The following is a 20,639-nucleotide window of genomic DNA, read 5'->3' on the forward strand; positions in this document are numbered from 1 at the left end:
AACCTTTTATAATAAGAACAAATGTTCTGTTTGTGGAGGAGCGTATATGAACAATGCAATGGATTTACCAAAACGTATCATTATGTGCATCGATGCACGGAGCTTTTTTGCAACCGTCACGTGTTTGATGAATGGTTTCGATCCTCGTCTGACAAAGTTAGCGGTAGTGTCGAACAAAGAGCAACAGGGATCTGTCGTTTTATCCGCTACTTCGCTGCTGAAAAAAGTTCACGGTATTCAAACGGGAAGGAGATTATTTGAAATTCCACAGGAGGCGAATATTCATGTTATGAATCCCTCGATGTCAACGTACATACGCGTTTCTAATCACATTACCTCGATTTTACTAAGGTACGTAGCTCCTGAAGATTTACATACATATTCAATAGATGAAGCGTTCATTGATTGCACAGCTTCTTTGCATTTATTTGCAAAAGACGCCACTCAATTAGCGTTAATTATTCAGCGAGCGGTGTTCGCTGAGACAGGTGTCGATGTGACCTTTGGAATCGGTCCGAATCCACTTATGGCAAAGCTTGCGTTAGATTTTGAAGGGAAAAAGGCACTCAGTGGTATCGCGTCTTGGGATTATGAGGATCTGCCTCAAAAACTATGGCCGATGCGCTCGCTGAAAAAAATGTGGGGGATTGGAGAGAGGACGGAGGTAAAGCTTAAGCGCCTTGGTGTCTATACAATTGGAGCCATTGCCGTGTACCCGTTGTCATCGCTCATTCAACACTTTGGCAAAGAAAAGGGCACAATGCTTTATGAACATGCAAATGGAATTGATTTTAGTCGAATTAGTGAAACCTATCGAGCTGTTCAACCGTCTATTCATAAAAGCCAAATTCTACCTCATGCTTATGAAAGCTCAGAGGACCTGAAAATTTTATTGCTAGAGCAAATTGAAGAGCTTTGCTTCAGGCTTCGAAAACAGCGGAAATGTGTTCGTACCATTCAGCTCACCGTTGCGTATCACCATATATATTCACAAAAAGGATTTTCCAAGCAACAAACGCTTTCTTTTGATACAAACTTGACGCTTGAAGTTTACGAAGGATTTTTAACGTTGTTTAATCGCTACTATAAGGGAGGGCCTGTTAAAAAGTTAGGGACGGCCTTAACTCAGCTAGTAGACGATGATGAAAGACAAATGCATTTATTTTGTGATGAAGAAAAAAGAGAAAATCAAATCAAGCTCGCGCATGCGATGGATGACATTCGGGGTCGCTTCGGAAAAAATAGTTTATTATGGGCCGTAAGTTATATGCCCCATGCAACAGGCCGATCTCGAAATGAAAAAATAAGCGGTCATCAATCTTAACGCACATAACGAAACAATAAGGGGAACGAATAATGAAGAAATGGCAGCCTTTTGCGGCAATACCAGAGCAGTTTCAAGGCATTCGATCATTAGTTAATGCACAGTCCAAAATCATAAAGCCCGTGCTAGAACAAGATCAGGAAGAACGAATGAATTATTTATTGGAGACTGCTCTACATAACGATCAGCTTGTCTATTTGACCTATTACCACAAAGGAGAACTGCGAACGGAGATGGGGAAAATCAAGAAAGTCATGTTGTATGAGACAACATTGCAATTTGTAGATACGTTTAACGAACAACATGAACGATTGCTTGCAGACGTGGTGGACGTACAATTAATTTAAGGGAAAGGCAAGAAGCCTTTCCCTTAAATAGAATAGTCATCGTAATCGTAGCGAAATCCGTCTTGCTTTGCGCTCATAGTAGAAGAGGACATCTTCTTTAACACTTCCTCATATTGCGTAATTTCCTGATAATCGGTTGTTTGGGCAGCGGCAACTTTTAATGCCTGCTCAATAATGGCTTGATCATTTGAAGTAATGTTCATCGTCATTCTCCTTTTTTTAATAGTATTCCAAGATCGATCTCAATTATAAGTGAAACGGTTGATCGTCAGTGTGGGTGCCCATAGTAGGACTTTTTATTTTTTTCATGGAAAAAGGTTTTCATTTTCAGAAATATGTGATACTTTAGGAGAGCAATAACGAATTTTATTACGAAACACCATTCTACTAGGGGAGTCTAATAGTGCTTAGACTGAGAGAAGAACGCCCAAAGTTCTTTGACCCTCCGAACCTGATCTGGGTCATACCAGCGTAGGGAAGTAGAGAGTGCAGGCTTTTCTGTGCTTTTTACATAACCAGTCAGGTTCCATGATTTCATGGAACCTTTTTTTTATTTCGCTGGCTGACCTCCATTTACTAAAAGGAGGAAGCTATTTATGAGTACGCCTGACGTATTTGAGTGGAGTAAGTCATTTGCCAACAGTAAAAAAGTTTATGTTGAAGGGTCATCCCCGACGATTCGGGTGCCGATGCGAGAGATTAAGCTCAGCCCAACCGTAACAACAGAAGGAGAGGTTTCAAATGAGCCACTGCGCGTATATGACACAAGCGGTGCTTATACGGATCCGAATCACAGTATCAATGTGAAGAAGGGACTACCGCCTCTTCGCGAGACGTGGATCACCGAACGGCAGGATACAGAAGAGTATGAAGGCCGTGAAGTAAAACCAGAAGATAATGGATTTAGTAAACGTAGCAATCCTCTTTCTTCTAATGGACGTAAGCCGAAAAAAGCGCGGCAAGGACAAAACGTTACGCAAATGCATTACGCTAAACAAGGTATTGTTACACCTGAAATGGAGTTCGTTGCTATTCGAGAACATTTGTCTGCTGAATTTGTTCGAGAAGAAATTGCAACGGGTCGCGCCATTTTGCCGGCCAACATTAATCATCCAGAAAGCGAGCCGATGATTATTGGACGAAATTTTCACGTAAAGATTAATGCGAACATTGGAAACTCGGCTGTGACTTCTTCTATTGAAGAAGAGGTAGAGAAAATGGTATGGGCAACGCATTGGGGAGCCGATACGCTCATGGATCTGTCAACGGGGAAGGATATTCATACAACGAGAGAATGGATTATTCGCAACTGCCCCGTTCCGGTTGGAACCGTTCCTATCTATCAAGCGCTTGAAAAAGTAAACGGCATTGCAGAAGATCTAACGTGGGAAATTTTTCGCGATACGCTTATTGAACAAGCTGAACAGGGAGTCGACTATTTCACCATTCACGCTGGCGTGTTGCTGCGGTACATTCCTCTCACTGTTAAGCGCCTAACGGGAATTGTCTCTCGAGGTGGCTCTATTATGGCACAGTGGTGCTTGGCGCATCATGAGGAAAGCTTTCTTTATACACACTTTGAAGAGATTTGTGAGATCCTAAAAGCGTACGACATTTCTATTTCACTTGGAGATGGGCTGCGCCCTGGTTCAATTGCAGATGCGAATGATGAAGCTCAGTTCGCTGAATTAGAAACGCTCGGTGAGCTAACAAAGATTGCTTGGAAACACGATGTACAGGTCATGATTGAAGGACCTGGGCACGTTCCGATGCATAAGATTAAAGAGAACATGGAGAAGCAGCTAGACATTTGTCAAGAAGCCCCATTTTATACGCTTGGACCACTTACAACTGATATTGCTCCCGGGTATGATCATATTACATCAGCTATCGGTGCTGCGATGATTGGCTGGTTCGGTACGGCCATGCTTTGTTATGTAACTCCGAAAGAGCATTTAGGTCTTCCAAATAAAAATGATGTTCGAGAGGGCGTTATTACGTATAAAATCGCGGCCCATGCGGCGGATTTAGCGAAAGGCCATCCAGGAGCACAGTTGCGTGATGATGCGCTGTCTAAAGCACGCTTTGAGTTTCGTTGGCACGATCAATTTAATTTATCCCTTGATCCAGACCGAGCAAGAAGCTATCATGACGAAACGCTTCCGGCAGAGGGAGCCAAAGTCGCGCATTTTTGCTCTATGTGCGGGCCAAAGTTTTGTTCGATGCGAATTTCACATGATTTACGAAAGAAAGTACAGGAAGAAAAAAATGAGGATATAGCAGAAGGGTTGAAGCAAAAAGCGGAGGAGTTTGTCGCCAATGGATCAACGATTTATCGATAAAACGATGTCTGTACAAATTCAGCTTCATCAACAGCAAATTCTTCGCCTAAAAAAGGAGGTGATGGAACTACATCGTCAGATTGCTAGTATTCAAGCAAATTGTCAGCACGTCTTTCTAGAAACCGATTGTACGAGAAAGTGTTTAAAGTGTGACTATACAGAGTCACTTCATTATTAAAAAAGTTGGATTGTCCATCCATAGATCGATTTGCAAAGAGAGAGCTAATCCGTTAGCTCTCTCTTTTTTACACCTCTACTTAAGAAGGAGTTTTCTATATAAAAGAAGAACTATAGGTTAAAAAAAGCTATTTAGAAAACAGGGAGAGCTTAAATTCTTTTCTTTTTACGTAAATCTCTATATAATGCGATCATATTGTTTATCCTTTAAAAGTTAGATTGATGTAAATACGGAGTTGGTATGAAATGCAGAAGAGTTTAGATGATTTTATTTATAAAGTTGAACATAAATTACTTCCTTCATTGGATATGAAGAGCCCTCACCCTTATGATCCGATTCAGGTCATTTCTGTTGCAAAAGGATGGAAGTGCCTTGGTGTTGGAAACTATGCGGCCGTGTTTATGAACAATCAGTATCCGGATTGGGTCGTAAAAGTATATGCTAGGGAAGAAGAAGCAGCAGAATTAGAAGCAGATGTGTACAAGCAAATCGGCCCTCACCCTGCTTACTCAGAGCTTATTTATCAGAGTAAGCATTATCTCGTTTTAAAGAGACTGCGAGGAATTACGCTATATGATGCGCTGCATCGAGCCGTTCGAATTCCTAAGCGAGTCATTGAAGACGTAGAGGAAGCGCTCCAGTATGCAAGGAAAAAGGGCTTAACGCCTTGTGATGTACACGGTAAAAACGTCATGATGGAAAATGGCAGAGGATATGTAGTAGACGTATCTGATTTTTATCGTGAAAAGGAAGACCGGAAATGGAGAGATTTATCTAAGGCTTATTACAAGCTGTATGTCCCAATCCTCCTGAAGTTTCCAATACCCATTCCTTATTTTGTTTTGAATCTATCAAGATATGGGTACCGGATCTATCGCAAATGGAAAAAATAACGCTCAATCATTAATGCGGGTGATTGGGCGTTTTGTGTGGAAAGTCGCAACGATTTTTTTGGGTCAATATGTTTAGGTGAGATATCTCGAATTTGTGACATTTATTTGACCAACCTTAATCTTTACTAGCCAAAAAGGCTTGAGAACACGTATTATGGAAGTAACACATTCTAATAAGTTATCAATTTGAAAAACGAGGTGAACGCATGGCTAAATCTAATAAAAAATCAAATAATCGGCCAAAGCAAACGACAAATGTAAAACCGCCATCGCAAAATGCTAAAAAAGGGTCCAAGCAGTCTGATACGTCTTCAACGACCAAAATGATGTTTTGGACGATTGGTATCATTGCCGCGTGTGTACTGATTTTTATTTTGGTTTACAATGGTATGCAAAATAAAAACGCAGCGGATGAATCAAGACCTGCTAAAGCAAACTTTAATTATAGCAATCAGCCCTTTGAAGGGAAAGAAACGGCTCCTGTGAGCATTGTTGAATTCGGCGATTACAAATGTCCAATTTGTAAGCAGGTAAATAGCCAGATCGTGCCAAAGATTAAAAAAGATTTGGTTGATACAGGAAAAGCAAAACTTTATTTCATGAACTATGCGTTTATTCGCGAAGATTCTGAAACGGCAGCGAAATTTGCGGAGGGTGTATACCAAGAGCTAGGAAACGAGAAGTTCTGGGAGTTTCATAATCTTCTATATGAAAAGCAGCCTGAAGATACATCATACGAGCAAAAAGAATTTTTTAGCGATGCTTTTTTAGCTAAAACGTTAGGCACGATCGCAACACCAGATGAAGTGAAAAAAGTTCAAGAAGCGGTAAAAGGTGACAAGGTAACGAAAGCTTTCGATGAAGATATGTCATATGTTCAAAAACTGGGTATTCAAGGAACACCGACTTTCTTTGTGAACGGAAAACCTGTATCTGATTTGAATGATTTGAACAAAATGGTTGAAGATGCGGCAAAGGAGAAAAAATAAGCGATGAATAAGTCATTAGCGTTAGCGTGGCTTACTGCTCTTATTGCAATGCTAGGGAGCTTATTTTTTAGCGAGGTTCGCCACTTTATCCCTTGTACGCTCTGCTGGTATCAGCGAATTCTTATGTACCCACTTGCGTTTATTTTAGGGATTGCCTTTTATAAAAATGATGCGCGTATTTACCGATATGTTCTGCCCCTATCAGGGATTGGAATTGTATTATCGAGCTATCATTATGCGTTGCAGAAAATTCCTGCTATGCAGCACGTCCAGATGTGTCAGAGCGGGGTGCCGTGTACGGGTGAGTACATTAACTGGCTCGGATTTATTACAATTCCGTTCCTAGCTCTTATAGCGTTCGTCATTATCACCATTTGTATGGTGATTCAACGTAGAAAAGCATAACAAAAAAGCGATGAGCCTTCATCGCTTTTTTTATTTTGGAAAGCATGAAATGCAACGAACATGGAAAAATAAAAAGATTAAAAATTCAGGCTGACAATTTACTGATTTCTGTTATAGTTAGTAAGGAAGAATGATCGTTATTGATCAGGATACATAAGAAAGTAGGGTATATGATGACAACTTCTAATGGAAACTATCGCACCGAGAGAGACTTTTTAGGAGAAAAAGAAATTCCGTCTGATGTATATTACGGCGTTCAGACGTTACGTGCCGTAGAAAATTTTCCGATTACCGGCTATAAAATTCATGAAGAAATGATCAAAGCACTGGCTATTGTAAAAAAAGCAGCAGCGCTTGCAAATATGGACGTTACGCGCTTGTACGATGGGCTCGGAAAGGCTATTGTTCAAGCAGCAGAAGAGATTATTGATGGTAAGTGGCACGATTACTTTATCGTTGATCCGATTCAAGGCGGAGCAGGAACGTCTATGAATATGAATGCGAATGAAGTCATTGCTAACCGTGCATTGGAAATATTAGGTCACAGCAAAGGCGATTACAGCAAACTCAGCCCGAATAGTCATGTGAACATGTCACAGTCCACAAATGACGTGTTTCCAACGGCAATTCATCTTTCTACATTGAGCTTACTAGAAAAGCTTCTTGTGACGATGAAAACGATGCACGGCGTGTTTAAAGAAAAAGCAAAGCAGTTTGATCACGTGATTAAAATGGGACGTACGCATTTACAAGATGCAGTACCGATTCGTCTTGGTCAGGAATTTGAGGCTTACAGTCGCGTATTAGAGCGAGATATGAAACGTATTGCGAACACACGCGATCATTTGTATGAAGTGAATATGGGGGCAACGGCAGTTGGAACAGGATTGAACGCAGATCCTCGCTACATTGAAAATGTTGTGAAGCACTTAGCTGATATCAGTGGATTCCCGCTTGTTGGAGCAGAGCACTTAGTTGATGCAACGCAAAACACAGACGCTTATACAGAAGTTTCAGCTGCGTTAAAAGTATGCATGATGAACATGTCTAAAATTGCAAACGACCTTCGTCTGATGGCGTCAGGCCCACGTGCAGGATTAGGTGAAATTAGTCTTCCGGCTCGTCAACCAGGATCATCGATTATGCCAGGGAAAGTAAACCCGGTTATGCCAGAGCTTATTAACCAAGTGGCATTCCAAGTAATCGGAAACGACCATACGATTTGTCTTGCTTCTGAAGCGGGGCAGCTTGAGCTGAACGTGATGGAGCCTGTACTTGTATTTAACCTTTTACAATCGATTAGCATTATGAACAACGCATTTGGCGTATTTACGCATCATTGTTTAGCTGGAATTGAAGCGAATGAACAGCGCTTGAAAGAATATGTAGAAAAAAGCGTGGGAATCATTACAGCTGTGAATCCGCACCTAGGATATGAAGTGGTATCACGCATTGCGCGTGAAGCGATCTTAAAAGGAAAATCAGTCCGTGAGCTATGTTTGCAGTATGATGTGCTGACAGAAGAAGAGCTGGACTTAATTTTGAATCCGTATGAAATGACGAACCCAGGAATTGCGGGTAGCTCATTGTTTGATCGTCAATAAGTGAAAAAAGCATGAGGACATGGAGTCTTCATGCTTTTTTTATTTTAAATGTTAATGAAAAGGTAATTTTGGGTAAAATAATAATATAATAGTATTAGGTATATTGACCTAATTGTCGTTATTATATATAATTGTATCATAAAATAACATTTTTTAACAATAAAATAACAAAGCGATAAAGGCAAATTCATCGAAAGGTGAAGACGCAAAGCTACAGGGACTAAAGTCGAAAGATTATGTCAGCCAGTTACCGATTTATCTAATGAAGTAGACAAATTGGTATTTGTCTACTTTTTTTATCGCTGCTGAGCATGTTATTCAATAAGACGACAACTAAAACGATCATGCTAGAGTAGGGGAAATTTTTATGAATGTACTATTTTTTATGCTAGGTATCATGTTTGGAATTGCAATGCTAAAACTCTATATAAGCGTTACACGGGCAAAAAGAAGGCGAAGGTTTGCTCACAAAAATAAAGTGTTTCAGCTCGTGGAAACATCAAAGGACATTATTTATTCGTATCAGATTAAGCCTATTCTTCAACATCAATACACGAGTCCGTCAGTAGAATATTTTTTAGGAGAGGGCGTTCTACAAAAGCTCCACCAAAATTCACAAACACCGTATGATTTAATTCACCCTGATGACTACGAAATCATGCAAAAAAAGATGAGTGGCACGATTGATTATAGTCGTCCCATTGTCCAGCGCCTAAAAGACATGGATGGAAATTATAAATGGTTTGAAGAATACGCAACGCCTATTTATGAAAAAGGGGAGCTCGTTGCCGTTCAAGGAATTATGAGAAACATTGATGAAAAAATGCGTCTGCAAAAAAAATTAGAATACCGTCTTACTCACGACCCGTTGACTGACGTGTACAACCGAGACTACTTTGAAGAACGAGTAGGCCACTATAACCGTTATTGTGATGAGTCCTTGGCGATTATTTTATGTGACCTTGATGATTTGAAATACGTCAACGATTATTATGGTCATAAAAAAGGCGATGATCTTATTAAAAAATTCGCCACTCTCCTAAACGATTATTTCAAAGGATACGGAAGCGTCGCACGAATAGGTGGCGATGAATTTGCCATCGTCATTCCGAACGTTGAGTATGCAACGGTGAAGCGTCTATGTGAGAATATCTACGGTGACATCACCTCCCACAATCAAACGTGTGATGGCCTGCCTATTCACATGTCCGTCGGCTACGCTTACAGCCACAGTTCTCTAGGGAAGGTGGATAGCTTATTTATTGAAGCAGATCAAAATATGTATCGTGATAAGAATCGGAAGAAAGAGATGGGATCTGTATAGGCTTCTGTGGGGTACTGATAAAAAGACTTAGGGAAAACCATCTTCTGTGCATGCAGGAGATGGTTTTTTATTTATAATGATTTTATCGGTTTTGCCTTAGCGCATAGAAATAGTCTTCATCAGGAGGAACTATAGTGGTGGATTTTATTCAAAGTTCACCAAACGGCTTGGCATACAAGTAGAAGAAATCTGTAAGGTGGAGGTTTATCCTCCCGTTAAGAAAGAGGACATTTTAGTGGTTCCATGAATACACACTGAAAAAGAGATAGACATCATTCGAGTAGTAGAGGTAAAGAAAAAGTGGTGAAATTCCCAATTGATTATGCGCAATAAAAAACAGAAAATTATGGTAAAAGACCTTCGTTGCAAGAGTTTGAAGTCGAAAAAAGAGGATCTAGTCACTTTAAGCGCTTTCTACACCTTAACCCAGAAAATAATGATTATTTTTTATAGGTATGTTCTGAAATTATCACTCGTATAGAACATCTACTACTCAATACAATTAAAAGATGAATCAGTATTATTTATACGAGACCTTGTCCTACATATCTTTTCGTGGATGGCTCCGCATGAGCGAGACAGTAATTGAAAACAAAATAACCAACTTACCAGCAGTATATCTAGTAAGTTGGCTGATTTATTGAGTATTCATTACATATAAAAAAGTCGTTTATCCATTTTTTTGTACAGCACCTGTTGAGAATAAAAGAATTAGCTTAGTGTTGCTAAAAAGCTAGAAAAAACAATAAATGCAGTTCCAGATCCAAGGGATAAGCCGATACATGATCGCAAAAATTGCTTTTTCCAGTTCATTACGCTCGTGTTTTCCTGAATCATTTTGTTCTCCCGTTTTAATGCTTGTGACTGCCGGAATAACTTTAGATCGCTAAATCCTTTAAAAAATAAGGTAAAAAACTCAGTAGACGAAACATGTATGCTAGCGCCTATTACCATTAGTACAATGCCAATTAAAAACGAGGTATTAATAGCCGTAATGGAATCCAATGAAATCAATTCAAGGTTCTTAATAATAACTAACAAACATGTAATGATTAGCAATGAAGTGATGTACTTTCTAAGCATATATAACTCCGTTTCGTATATGAAAATTAGGTGTTACTCTGACACTTTTTTCGCAAATCGAAGGTTAGGGCTTGTTAAAGCATCAAACGTAATTCCCTTAATATTGGTCTTAATCAACGAGTTTGTAGATGAGAAGTAAATAGGAATGATAGGCATGTCGTCCATCAACACATCTTCTGCTTCATGTAGCAGCTTGAAGCGTTTTTCTTCATCTTGTTCTACGAGTGATTGTTGTAGCAATTCATCAAATTTTTGGTTTTTCCAGTTCGTAAAGTTACTAGAGCTCTTAGCGCTATATAAGTTCAGTACAGGATACGGATCTAGGAAATCGCCTACCCAGCCCATACGAGCCATTTGGAAATTCTTCTGTTTAAACGTATCAATATATGTTTTCCACTCTTGGTTTTCTAACTTTACATTCACATCAAGGTTTTGTTTAAACATTTCTTGTAATGCTTCTGCAATCTTCTTGTGATTAGCTTCAGAGTTATATTTTAACGTGACAGCAGGAAGCTTACTCCATCCTTCTTCTTTCATTCCCTCGGCTAACAGCTTCTTAGCATCCTTTTTATCAAACTTATAATACGTTGGGGCTTCGTCTCTAAAGTCTTTTCCAGACGGTTCTTTCACCCCATACGCTACGTATCCGTAAGCTGGTTGTTCGCCACCTTTAGAAATATTCTTTGTGATGGCTTCACGGTCAATGGCTTCCGAAAAGGCCTTACGAATTTTTGCATTATTGAAAGGTTTCTCATTTACATTGAATGAATACGTATATACGCTAAAGGAAGGGGAGTTTTTAAACTCCTTGCTGCCTTTTTCTTGATCAATTACATCTGCAGGTACAGACTTTACTAAATCTAGTTCATTTGATTTGTACATTTGATACTCAGTTGTAGAATCAGCGACCATTTTAAAATGGATGGTTCCCATTGTGATGTTCTTTTTGTCCCAATATGTTTTGCTCTTTTGAAGAGTTAGGTCGGCGTTATGTTTCCACTCAGACGCAGTATAAGCACCGTTTGTTACGATCCCACTTGCCTCTGCTGACCACTTTTGGTTTGCTTCTACCACATTTTTATTAACTGGAAGGAATCCTTCCCCTAGAAGAACCTTAGGGAAAAATTTAATCGGTTGATTTAGTTCGACTACAAGTGTTTTGTCATCTTTAGCTGTGATTCCTACATCCTCAACTTTTCCTTTTCCAGCGTTGTATTGTTCTGCTCCTTTAATATAATAGAAGCTTGAAGGGTCATATGCTGCTGTTTTAGGATTAAGAACTCGTTTCCATGAGTATTCAAAGTCTTTAGCTGTGACAGGGTCATTGTTTGACCATTTTGCGCCATCACGAATGGTGAATGTATACGTTCTACCATCATCAGATACATTTACGTCGCTTGCTGCACCTAACACGACTTTTCCTTTTTTATCATGAGTGTATAAACCTTCATATAGATGATCAATGACCCAAAACGATGTTGTATCAGATGCAAATGCAGGGTCTAATGTATATGGTTCCCCGCCCAAGTTTACCGTTATCTCTTGTTTAACTCCTTTTGTACTGGCAGCTGAGTCAGAAGAAGACTTGCTGCTACTGCATCCTGCTAGAGCTCCCGCGAGCAATAGTAAGATAGACGTTATAATAATGGATAGCTTTTTCAACGTTTTGTTCCCCCTAGATAAGTATTTAATTATATTTGTAATTTTGACAGGCTAATAGGATGGCTTGTAGTAAATTATGGTCTTACAATAAGAGTTTCACAGATCAAATTTGCCAATAAAGTGTTCCGTCTAATATAAATGACAAGCAATCCAATGATCTGCTTCAACTTCTTTCCACTCTGGAACCACTTGGGCACATGTTTTAGTAGCTTGTGGACACCTCGTTTGAAATGGGCATCCCGCTGGCGGATTGAGGGGACTTGGAAGATCTCCTTCTAAAAGCACTCTTTCACGTGACCCTCGCATCTTTGGCTCAGATATTGGAATAGAAGAGAGCAAAGCATGGGTATATGGATGGAGTGGTTTTTTAAAAAGAACGTCACTGTCTGCCAATTCCATCATTCTTCCTAAATACATCACTCCGATTCGATCGCTAATATGCTTCACCATTGCGAGATCGTGAGCAATAAATAAGTATGTAAGCTGCTCTTCTTTCTGAAGGTCTTCTAATAAATTGACAACCTGCGCTTGAATAGATACGTCAAGTGCTGATATAGGTTCGTCTAATATAATAAAATCAGGTTGAAGCGCTAATGCCCTTGCAATACCAATTCGTTGGCGTTGTCCGCCACTAAATTCATGAGGAAACCTTTTTCCATGCTCACGATTTAACCCTACTTTTTCTAACAAGTTATAAATGAGCTCTCTGCGTTCCTTTCCTTTCACAAGCTTTTGTGCATCAATTCCTTCTGCAATAATATCTTCAACTCTCATTCTTGGATTGAGAGATGCATGAGGATCTTGAAAGATTAGCTGCATACGCTGGTTTAGATCTTTTTTTTCTTTGCGATTTAAAGTTGAAATATCCTTTTCTTCAAACACCACCTTTCCAGAAGTAGGTTCATAGATTCCTACTATCGTGCGACCGAGTGTTGACTTGCCGCTTCCGCTTTCTCCAACTAAACCGAGCGTTTCTCCCCTTCTGATGCCAAATGAAATATCATCTACTGATTTTACAACGCCTTTAGAGTCAGACTTAAAATGCTTTTGAAGGCTTTTCACTTCCAATAGATATTTAGACATATTGCTCCCTCCCTGGTGCTTTTAAGCTATGTGGTTTTGGTGCTCTTTCATCGTTTAACCAGCATCTTGATACGTGGTCAGCACTAAAAAATTCTTCATCAGGAAGATGCTCGATACAAACGCCCATTGCATAGGGACAGCGTGGAGCGAAGGCACATCCTAGTGGGGGATCTGCCAAGTCTGGTGGAGCTCCTTCAATAGGCACTAGTCGTTCTTTTTTTTCTGATGTTAGCTTTGGAACGGATTGCAAAAGTCCCCACGTATAAGGGTGTTTAGGGCGTTCAAAGATATCTTCTACTTTTCCGCTTTCAACAATCATTCCGCCATACATCACCGCCACCCGATCTGCTACTTCTGCAACTACTCCTAGGTCATGGGTAATTAAAATAATAGAGGAACGATTTTTTTCCTGAATCGTTTCCAGGAGATTTAATATTTGGGCTTGAATGGTTACATCCAATGCAGTAGTAGGCTCATCTGCAATAATTAAACTTGGATTACATGCAATTGCCATTGCGATGACTACTCGTTGCCTCATACCACCACTAAATTCATGTGGATACTCGGAATATCGTTTAGAAGGATCCGATATACCTACCATTTTTAATAGGTTGATGGTTTGTTCTTTCGCTTCTTTTCTTGACACTTTTTTATTTTTGATGAGTACTTCATCAATTTGCTTTCCAATTTTCATCGTTGGATTTAGCGCAGTCATGGGATCTTGGAAGATCATACCTATCTCTGAACCTCGAATGTGTTCAAGTTCTTTCTTCGAGGATTCTAGTAGGGACTTGCCTTTGAACATAACCTTTCCATCTGTTGCAAGGGAAGTCGACTTTGGAATCATTCCCATTATGCTTTTAGCGGTAACACTTTTACCTGAACCACTTTCGCCTACAATGGCTAAGGTTTCTCCCTCAGTTACAAAAAATGAGGTTCCTCTTACTGCTTGTATATTTGCTTTCTTCCTTTTAAACGTTACGTTCAAATTTTCTACTCTTAATATCTCATTCATTTTGTTCATTCTCTCCTTACTTCTGTGATTGGGGATCAAGAGCATCTTGTAATCCATCACCAAACGCATTGAATGCAAACATTGTTAATGAAATCATGAGGCCTGGGAAAAATAATCTCCACCACTGTCCGCTTAGCACAACAGGTAGTGAATCATTGGCCATGGTTCCCCAACTTGCTGTAGGAGACTGAACACCTAATCCAAGAAAACTTAAAAAAGATTCAGCGAAGATTGCACTTGGAATTGTAAAAGTCAAATTGACAATAATAATGCCCATCATATTAGGGATGAGATGTTTCCAAATAATTTTTACGTGGGATGTCCCTAGCTTTTCCGCTGCAAGTACATATTCTTGCTGTTTTAACTGAAGAACCTGTCCGCGAACGATTCGAGCCATTCCTACCCAACCTGTTATAGATAGAGCAATAATAATGGTAGCAAGACCTGGCTTCATTAAAACCATTAATAAAATAACAACAAGTAGATAAGGAATTCCGTATAGTATTTCAACAATTCTCATTAAAATATTGTCGATTCGTTCCCCGTTTTTTCCTCTTCCAGCCATGTATCCTGCTACTCCACCAACGGCTACGCCAACGATTAAATCAATAAGAGCTGCAATAATGCCGATTAGAAGGGAAATACGAGCCCCGGCCCACGTTCTCGCCCATACGTCACGTCCCAAATCGTCCGTTCCAAACCAGTGTTTACCTGAGACAGGGAGGTTTGCATTTGTTAATGATTGTTGACTAGCTGTATAAGGTACTAAATGAGGACCAATTATAGCTAAAACAATAATTGTCATTAAAAGAATGAAACCGATAATTGAAAGTTTGTTTTTGAGTAATTGTCCGACTACTTCTTTAAAATAGTTAGACTTTTCTTTTTGAGTTTCATGACTTGTTATCTGCTTAGTAGTAAGCGGCTGAAAGAGTTGATCGTCCAGTTGATGGTGTGAATGTGCCACTATTGCTTTCCTCCATTTACTAATTTAATACGCGGATCAATTACGCGATATAAGATGTCTACAATAAATAAGGTAAGAATTAAAATGGTGCTATAAAATATCGTTGTTCCTAGGATGACAGGATAATCTCGATTAAAAATACTTTCAACAAAGTACTTTCCGATTCCAGGTATCGCAAAAATCTTCTCGATGACGAATGTGCCAGTAATGACGGACGCAAATAAGGGGCCGATAAACGAGATAACAGGAATTAAAGCGTTGCGTAAGCCGTGCTTTATGATGACCTCTAACGAAGTTAGACCTTTTGCCTCTGCTGTTTTAATGAAATTTTGGTTTAATACTTCAATCATACTGGCTCTTACAAAACGAGCGATTATAGCAAGAGGACCCACTGACAATGCGATTGTGGGCAATATCGTGTGTTGCCATGTTCCCCATGACGCAGCAGGGAGAATACCCCACTCTACGGCAAAATATTTGATGAGAAGGGGTCCTAAAATAAAACTTGGTACTGAGATGCCTATGATAGCAACAAACATAGAAAAGAAGTCTAGAAGACGATTATGGTTAAGAGCAGCTATTACACCAAGTGCAATTCCGAAAACAATGGATACAAGTAGAGATTGTATCCCTAAAACTGCTGAGGGTCCGAAACCATCTCCGATCAATGCATTCACATCTCGGGTTTTAGATTGAATAGAAGGCCCTAAATCAAACTGTGATAAATCTTTTATGTATGTAAAATATTGAACTGGAAGTGGGTCGTTTAGGTGGTATTTATCGCGCATATTTTTCACCACTTCCTCAGGAAGGGACTTTGCATCTGAGGCAAAAGGGTCTCCTGGTATAAAGTGCATGATAAGAAACGTAAGAGTAACAATGATCCATAGCGTAACGATCATCGTAAACAATCTTTTTAGTATGTACAATTCATCTTCCTCCAAACACATTCACTTTACTTTAGTAAACTTATAAGTTTACATGGTTTTTGATTTTACAACCTCCGCTTACTACTTAGTTAGTTCATTTATGTCACTTCTCTTTCAACTTCTAATTAATTAAATAAAAAAGACACTCAACAATAGATAAGTTGAGCGCCTTTTATCAAACGTTACTCATCTTATCTTCCGGATATAAATCCGAATGGAATTGGCACAGTGTTCGATAAAGAACCCGCTGCCGAGGTTTCATAGGGCCAGTCCCTCCACCTCTCTGGATAAGAAAAACATATATTTAGTTAATTAGTAGAAATAATTACAAAAATAAGGATATATCTTCTTTCTAAATAAGTCAACGCTTTTTTTAAAATGTGATTTGACCACCAAGTCTTAATTCTATTTTTAAAACACTTGAATACCTTAAGGACAGGAATGGACTTACTTTAATTTCTTAACTTCTTTCATTCGTATAAAAACTAATTGTTCTACTGTTACATGGGATGAAAGTATGGTGGAGTACAATAAACTAGAAGATATAAAAATACCTCTACTCGTCGACGTGTTCAACAGTAACATCCTTTATAATCTTCCTCTAGAAAAAATTAAGAAAATAGAAAGAGGGGAGCTTAAATTATAAGCAGCAAGTCCATTTTTTAGTTTTATTAGGTTGTAGTAATGAACAAAAAATAATAAAATAATCACTTAATAGAGATGGAATATTAAAATGAATGTATGTAATAGAAGTAGCAACCGTTAGAAATAATAAAAAGATTTCTCCTTTTGACTTACTGTATGAGAAATCTTCTTATTATTTGTCTGGCCATTTGATCATTTTAAGAAGACAATAGATTTTATATTTATACTTATAATTTAAATTGAGATATAGATTTTTGAAGTTCTTCTGCTAAAAAGTTTAGTGACTTTGCAGAAGATGAAATCTCTTCCATAGTCGCGAGCTGTTGTTGAGTAGCCGCAGAACTATCTTGGTTAGAAAATGAATTCTTCACGGCAATGCTTTGAATACTTGCAATTAAGATGGAGAGGTTTGCGCTTATTTGTTCAATATCTTGGATTGAGAGAGTCACATTTTCTACTTTACTTGAAACGTCTTTAATAGACTGGTTAATCTGTTCAAACGATTGATCCGCCTCTTTTGTTGCTTCTACCCCTTGTTTTACAATTATAGTTCCTTCGCTGATTAAGGAGACCGTCTTCAAAGTGTCCTTCTGGATATCACCAATCATTTGAGAAATTTTATCTGCTGATCGTTTTGATTCCTCAGCTAACTGTCGAATTTCATCTGCAACAACAGCAAATCCCTTACCTTGAGCGCCTGCTCTTGCTGCTTCAATTGTTGCATTTAATGACAAGAGATTTGTTTGATTAGAAATATTGGTTATTATTTCTAAAATATTTCCTATCTTATTGGAACGATCACTCAATGAATTAATTGAAGTGCTCATGTTACCAAACGCTTCCTTAATTTCATCCATACTTCTTACGACTTGTTGAACAGATTGGATACCTTTATCCACGTAATCAGTAGACACTTTTGTTGAGTTATTCATCTTGATACTGTCTGAATTAATGGTTTCAACAAACTGAACCATTTTATCTAACGACTTAGATGCTTCATTTATTTTACTAAGTTGAACTTCTGCTCCCTCTGAATTTTGCTGAGCTAGCTGTGACAAATGTTCGGTGGCACTAGTGGTCTGTTCTGCGCTAGCTGTTAATTGGTCTGCAGAGGATGCCACTTGAAGGGCAGATGTTTTTGTTGAATCAATGGTATTTTTGACGCTTTTAATTAAATTCTCAATGGAGGATTGTAGTACTTTAATTTCATCTTTAGATGTGACGATAAAATTTTCTTTTATCGTTTCTCTAAGAGTTCCAATAAGTCTTTTAACTGGTTTGGAGATATTGGAAATGAGATAAATATATACCCCAGTTGTTAAGAGGATGATAGAGGCGGTAATGCTCATAATGATAATTAAACTTTTACTTACCTGATCTTCTGTTCTAACCCATGCGTTGTCGGTCAACTTTAACGTATCTTTATAAATTTTATGATGTATTGCTCTAAATTTATCAAAAGCAACTTTCCCATTAGCGATATTATTTTGAGCTTCCTTCATTTTTCCTTCTTTCACCAAGGAAATTTGAGATTTAAAATACTCTTGAATCGTATTAATGTGCGGCATAGCTTCAGCTATTAATTCTGCCATTATTGGATGATTGTCCAAGCGTTTATTAATAATTGCCAAGTTTTTATTAACTTGCTTTTCTCCGGCGTAGTAAGGTTCTAAAAATTCTTCTTTTCCTGTAACGATATAACCCCTTACAGCAGTTTCTTGATTTATAAGTCCGGTGAGAATATCGTTAGCAGCATTAGATAAAGGAATAGCATCACCGACAATGTTATTGCTTTCGTCTTTAATATTAAATAACCCTATGACGCTAAAAGTAACAATTCCTGCAATACATATAAATATAGTGATAAAGCTGATTAACAACTTACTTCCTATCGACATCCAGCCACTTCCTCACCTGTATAATATGACATTAGTTGTTTTTTTGTTGTATTCTCATATTATTCCAATATGCATTAATAGTGTTCATTATTTGTCGACTTCTTAATGTAGAAGCGCCTTTTTTTGGTGGAATAATGGCCAAGTACAACAACTGGAATGTCAGTCAGGGATATTAATTGTTTATAAAAAGTGGTTAGTTACATATAGTAAATAAATATCTGTTCGTCTTTCTTTTCTCCAGCAAGTGGTTTAGTCTGTGTATTTTGTTTAATGTTTCACCATCAATTAACTGAGTAGCTTTTTAAGTTGAGGTTACATACTTATTAATTTGACAGATAGTAAAGTGAAAAATATGATACATTATGCTGTCTGTACAAGCCTTTCAAAAAAGCCTACACGCTATTTTTAGCAGTGTAGGCTCTATAAAGAACTGTATGCAATTATTTAAACATTCTTATCTGCTACAAATACTCTAAAGGATATATTTTCCCTATACATCTCAGGATGAAATAATAGGGATAGATATTTCGCTCATACAACTGCCTTTTTAATAGCATTACTTCTCTAAACCTCTGGGGAAGGTTGGCAGTATCTTTTATAGATTCATTAAGAGAATTATTCACAAATAGGAACGAGCTAAGAATAGGCGCTTCTGATTCAATTTCTACAGAATAGCCATTTGGAAAAGGTAAGCCGTTATCTATTCCGTAGGTCATGATTTCTGCGAATTTTTCAATAAGTTCCTCTGTTCTGTTCATTATAAAATCTCTTTATACTCGTAATTTTAATAAGGAATTTTCAACAAGTATAAGGCAGTTAATTTTAAAACGAGCTGTAAAGCTGATCACAAAGATCCATTTACCCCAAAAAAATCAATCTTCCCAGCGCTTACTACTAATCTTCTCAATAATCTCATGAAGCTCATCTGGCTTATGAAACTCAATCGGTGAAGCGCCTTTTTCAAATAGAATGGATTCTGCTTCGATAACGGCTACGTAGCGACCGTTTACTTTGGCAAGGTGGATATTTTCCCCGAAATCAGCGAGTAGACCTTTAATTTCCGTTTCGCCAAGCTTCATTTTTAGCTCGGCTTCAGGCGTATGCTCGACGATATGAGCGGCTGCTTCAATGACCTGGTGCGTGTCTAATCGCTCCTGTAGCTCACGTTTTTCGCTCGTTGCCCACAGCTCCATATCCGACTCAAACTGCTCAAGCTCCGTGCTTTCTGGCTCGAATACCTCTGCGACGTGTTCTCGTACCATGTCCATTACTTGCGTTTTCATAATTTCCGTCATCGGCTCGTTGTAGTCGACAAATTTTAAGAAGTCCTCAAAGTAGCGAGCGTGTGATGACTGATGAATTTTCAGCTCGCCTTCTTCGACAATGCCTTCTTCAGGCATGTAGGGGTACTGAATAGATTTCATGTTTTTCGTCGTAATCGCCATCTCGACGTTGCGAATTAAGCTCGATTCATCCGAAATGGATGCGACCTTTGGTTCGAAATCACACTTCATAATGAATAAAAAGGGATCATCAAAATACTTGCGAAGCTTTGCGGAGGCAACTAAAAAGACGCCACCACGAACTGCACTAGCATCTAAGTATGTACCAACAAATTGCTCAGAAAGCTCTTCGAATTCTTCTTTCGTTTCCGCATAACGCGCTTTGTGAAACAAGTTGTAGTTTGGATTTGAACCAAGGTCATAGCCTTCTTCTACTACAAAGTAGCCAATTTTTGTTGGAACTTGTTCGGCCTTTGGATGACGTTCAACTTTTCGCTTTGATATTTTGGAAAGCTCTCCGTCTAAAAAATCCTTCAAGGCACTGTCTTCATAATCCTCTTGGTCTAACGTTTGAAAATGCTTGTATTGTTTACTTGTTTGTTCACCTTTTCCTTCTACTTGAATCACATAGAAGGAGAGGAAATTAATTTCAAAATCCATTTTATCAC

At 38.6% G+C, this 20,639-nt stretch carries 19 protein-coding genes and 3 riboswitches; of the genes, 9 read left to right on the plus strand and 10 right to left on the minus strand.

What is annotated here, in order from left to right; all coding sequences use genetic code 11:
• Window positions 1-46: 46 nt before the first annotated feature.
• Together IE339_RS05980 and IE339_RS05985 are read left to right on the plus strand one after the other, a co-directional pair.
• On the plus strand, window positions 47-1,324 hold the full coding sequence (locus tag IE339_RS05980) for a Y-family DNA polymerase (RefSeq protein ID WP_242174751.1): 1,278 nt from the start codon (window positions 47-49) through the stop codon (window positions 1,322-1,324).
• A gap of 32 nt (window positions 1,325-1,356) precedes the next feature.
• A complete protein-coding gene (locus IE339_RS05985; RefSeq protein ID WP_242174754.1) occupies window positions 1,357-1,671 on the plus strand; it encodes a YolD-like family protein in 315 nt (104 codons plus the stop codon).
• 23 nt (window positions 1,672-1,694) lie between these two features.
• On the opposite strand, the gene IE339_RS05990 is transcribed toward IE339_RS05985, so the two are convergent.
• Entirely contained in the window at window positions 1,695-1,874 is a 180-nt protein-coding gene (locus tag IE339_RS05990) for a hypothetical protein (protein ID WP_242174756.1), read from the minus strand.
• Window positions 1,875-2,050: 176 nt separating this feature from the next.
• Window positions 2,051-2,166, plus strand: a riboswitch (TPP riboswitch).
• A gap of 101 nt (window positions 2,167-2,267) precedes the next feature.
• Between IE339_RS05990 and thiC the strand changes: the two genes are divergently transcribed.
• From thiC to IE339_RS06025, 7 genes are all read left to right on the plus strand, one after another.
• A complete protein-coding gene (thiC, locus tag IE339_RS05995) occupies window positions 2,268-4,013 on the plus strand; it encodes a phosphomethylpyrimidine synthase ThiC (RefSeq protein WP_242174771.1) in 1,746 nt (581 codons plus the stop codon).
• Window positions 3,991-4,191 carry a hypothetical protein gene (locus tag IE339_RS06000; protein ID WP_242174780.1) on the plus strand — a complete coding sequence of 67 codons (201 nt, stop codon included), beginning with the start codon at window positions 3,991-3,993 and terminating at the stop codon, window positions 4,189-4,191. Before thiC ends, IE339_RS06000 begins: the two co-directional genes overlap by 23 nt.
• Before the next feature lie 308 nt (window positions 4,192-4,499).
• A complete protein-coding gene (locus IE339_RS06005) occupies window positions 4,500-5,084 on the plus strand; it encodes a serine/threonine protein kinase (protein WP_423809808.1) in 585 nt (194 codons plus the stop codon).
• Window positions 5,085-5,290: 206 nt separating this feature from the next.
• Window positions 5,291-6,073 (plus strand): DsbA family protein, encoded by a 783-nt coding sequence (locus IE339_RS06010; protein ID WP_242174784.1) that lies wholly within the window; start codon window positions 5,291-5,293, stop codon window positions 6,071-6,073.
• Between the two features lie 3 nt (window positions 6,074-6,076).
• Window positions 6,077-6,478, plus strand: coding sequence for a disulfide oxidoreductase (locus IE339_RS06015; protein ID WP_242174785.1), 402 nt, complete (start codon window positions 6,077-6,079; stop codon window positions 6,476-6,478).
• Between the two features lie 173 nt (window positions 6,479-6,651).
• Window positions 6,652-8,082 (plus strand): aspartate ammonia-lyase, encoded by a 1,431-nt coding sequence (gene aspA, locus IE339_RS06020; protein ID WP_242176125.1) that lies wholly within the window; start codon window positions 6,652-6,654, stop codon window positions 8,080-8,082.
• A 170-nt stretch (window positions 8,083-8,252) separates the two neighbouring features.
• A riboswitch (cyclic di-GMP riboswitch) is annotated at window positions 8,253-8,337 on the plus strand.
• A gap of 112 nt (window positions 8,338-8,449) precedes the next feature.
• A complete protein-coding gene (locus tag IE339_RS06025) occupies window positions 8,450-9,406 on the plus strand; it encodes a sensor domain-containing diguanylate cyclase (protein WP_242174789.1) in 957 nt (318 codons plus the stop codon).
• 711 nt (window positions 9,407-10,117) lie between these two features.
• Here the strand turns inward: IE339_RS06025 and IE339_RS06030 are convergent.
• The 9 genes from IE339_RS06030 to IE339_RS06070 all read right to left on the minus strand — a co-directional run bounded on the left by IE339_RS06030 (window position 10,118) and on the right by IE339_RS06070 (window position 20,631).
• Window positions 10,118-10,489: a DUF3899 domain-containing protein gene (locus IE339_RS06030; RefSeq protein WP_242174797.1), complete on the minus strand. Its 372-nt coding sequence runs from the start codon at window positions 10,487-10,489 to the stop codon at window positions 10,118-10,120.
• Window positions 10,490-10,522: 33 nt separating this feature from the next.
• A complete protein-coding gene (locus tag IE339_RS06035) occupies window positions 10,523-12,151 on the minus strand; it encodes a peptide ABC transporter substrate-binding protein (RefSeq protein WP_242174799.1) in 1,629 nt (542 codons plus the stop codon).
• Between the two features lie 129 nt (window positions 12,152-12,280).
• Window positions 12,281-13,234 (minus strand): ABC transporter ATP-binding protein, encoded by a 954-nt coding sequence (locus IE339_RS06040; RefSeq protein ID WP_242174801.1) that lies wholly within the window; start codon window positions 13,232-13,234, stop codon window positions 12,281-12,283.
• A complete protein-coding gene (locus IE339_RS06045) occupies window positions 13,227-14,249 on the minus strand; it encodes an ABC transporter ATP-binding protein (protein ID WP_242174803.1) in 1,023 nt (340 codons plus the stop codon). The genes IE339_RS06040 and IE339_RS06045 overlap by 8 nt, the downstream gene beginning before the upstream one ends.
• A 16-nt stretch (window positions 14,250-14,265) precedes the next feature.
• Window positions 14,266-15,216, minus strand: a complete 951-nt coding sequence (locus IE339_RS06050) for an ABC transporter permease (RefSeq protein ID WP_277933951.1) — start codon at window positions 15,214-15,216, stop codon at window positions 14,266-14,268.
• A complete protein-coding gene (locus IE339_RS06055) occupies window positions 15,216-16,145 on the minus strand; it encodes an ABC transporter permease (RefSeq protein ID WP_277933952.1) in 930 nt (309 codons plus the stop codon). Before IE339_RS06055 ends, IE339_RS06050 begins: the two co-directional genes overlap by 1 nt.
• A gap of 188 nt (window positions 16,146-16,333) precedes the next feature.
• Window positions 16,334-16,439, minus strand: a riboswitch (SAM riboswitch).
• Between the two features lie 578 nt (window positions 16,440-17,017).
• Window positions 17,018-18,688, minus strand: coding sequence for a methyl-accepting chemotaxis protein (locus tag IE339_RS06060; RefSeq protein WP_242174821.1), 1,671 nt, complete (start codon window positions 18,686-18,688; stop codon window positions 17,018-17,020).
• Window positions 18,689-19,149: 461 nt separating this feature from the next.
• Window positions 19,150-19,446: a hypothetical protein gene (locus tag IE339_RS06065; protein WP_242174823.1), complete on the minus strand. Its 297-nt coding sequence runs from the start codon at window positions 19,444-19,446 to the stop codon at window positions 19,150-19,152.
• 114 nt (window positions 19,447-19,560) lie between these two features.
• Window positions 19,561-20,631, minus strand: coding sequence for a DUF3900 domain-containing protein (locus IE339_RS06070; RefSeq protein ID WP_242174827.1), 1,071 nt, complete (start codon window positions 20,629-20,631; stop codon window positions 19,561-19,563).
• Window positions 20,632-20,639 lie beyond the last annotated feature (8 nt).

This window comes from Priestia koreensis, from assembly GCF_022646885.1.
Classification (GTDB): Bacteria; Bacillota; Bacilli; order Bacillales; family Bacillaceae_H; genus Bacillus_AG; species Bacillus_AG koreensis_A.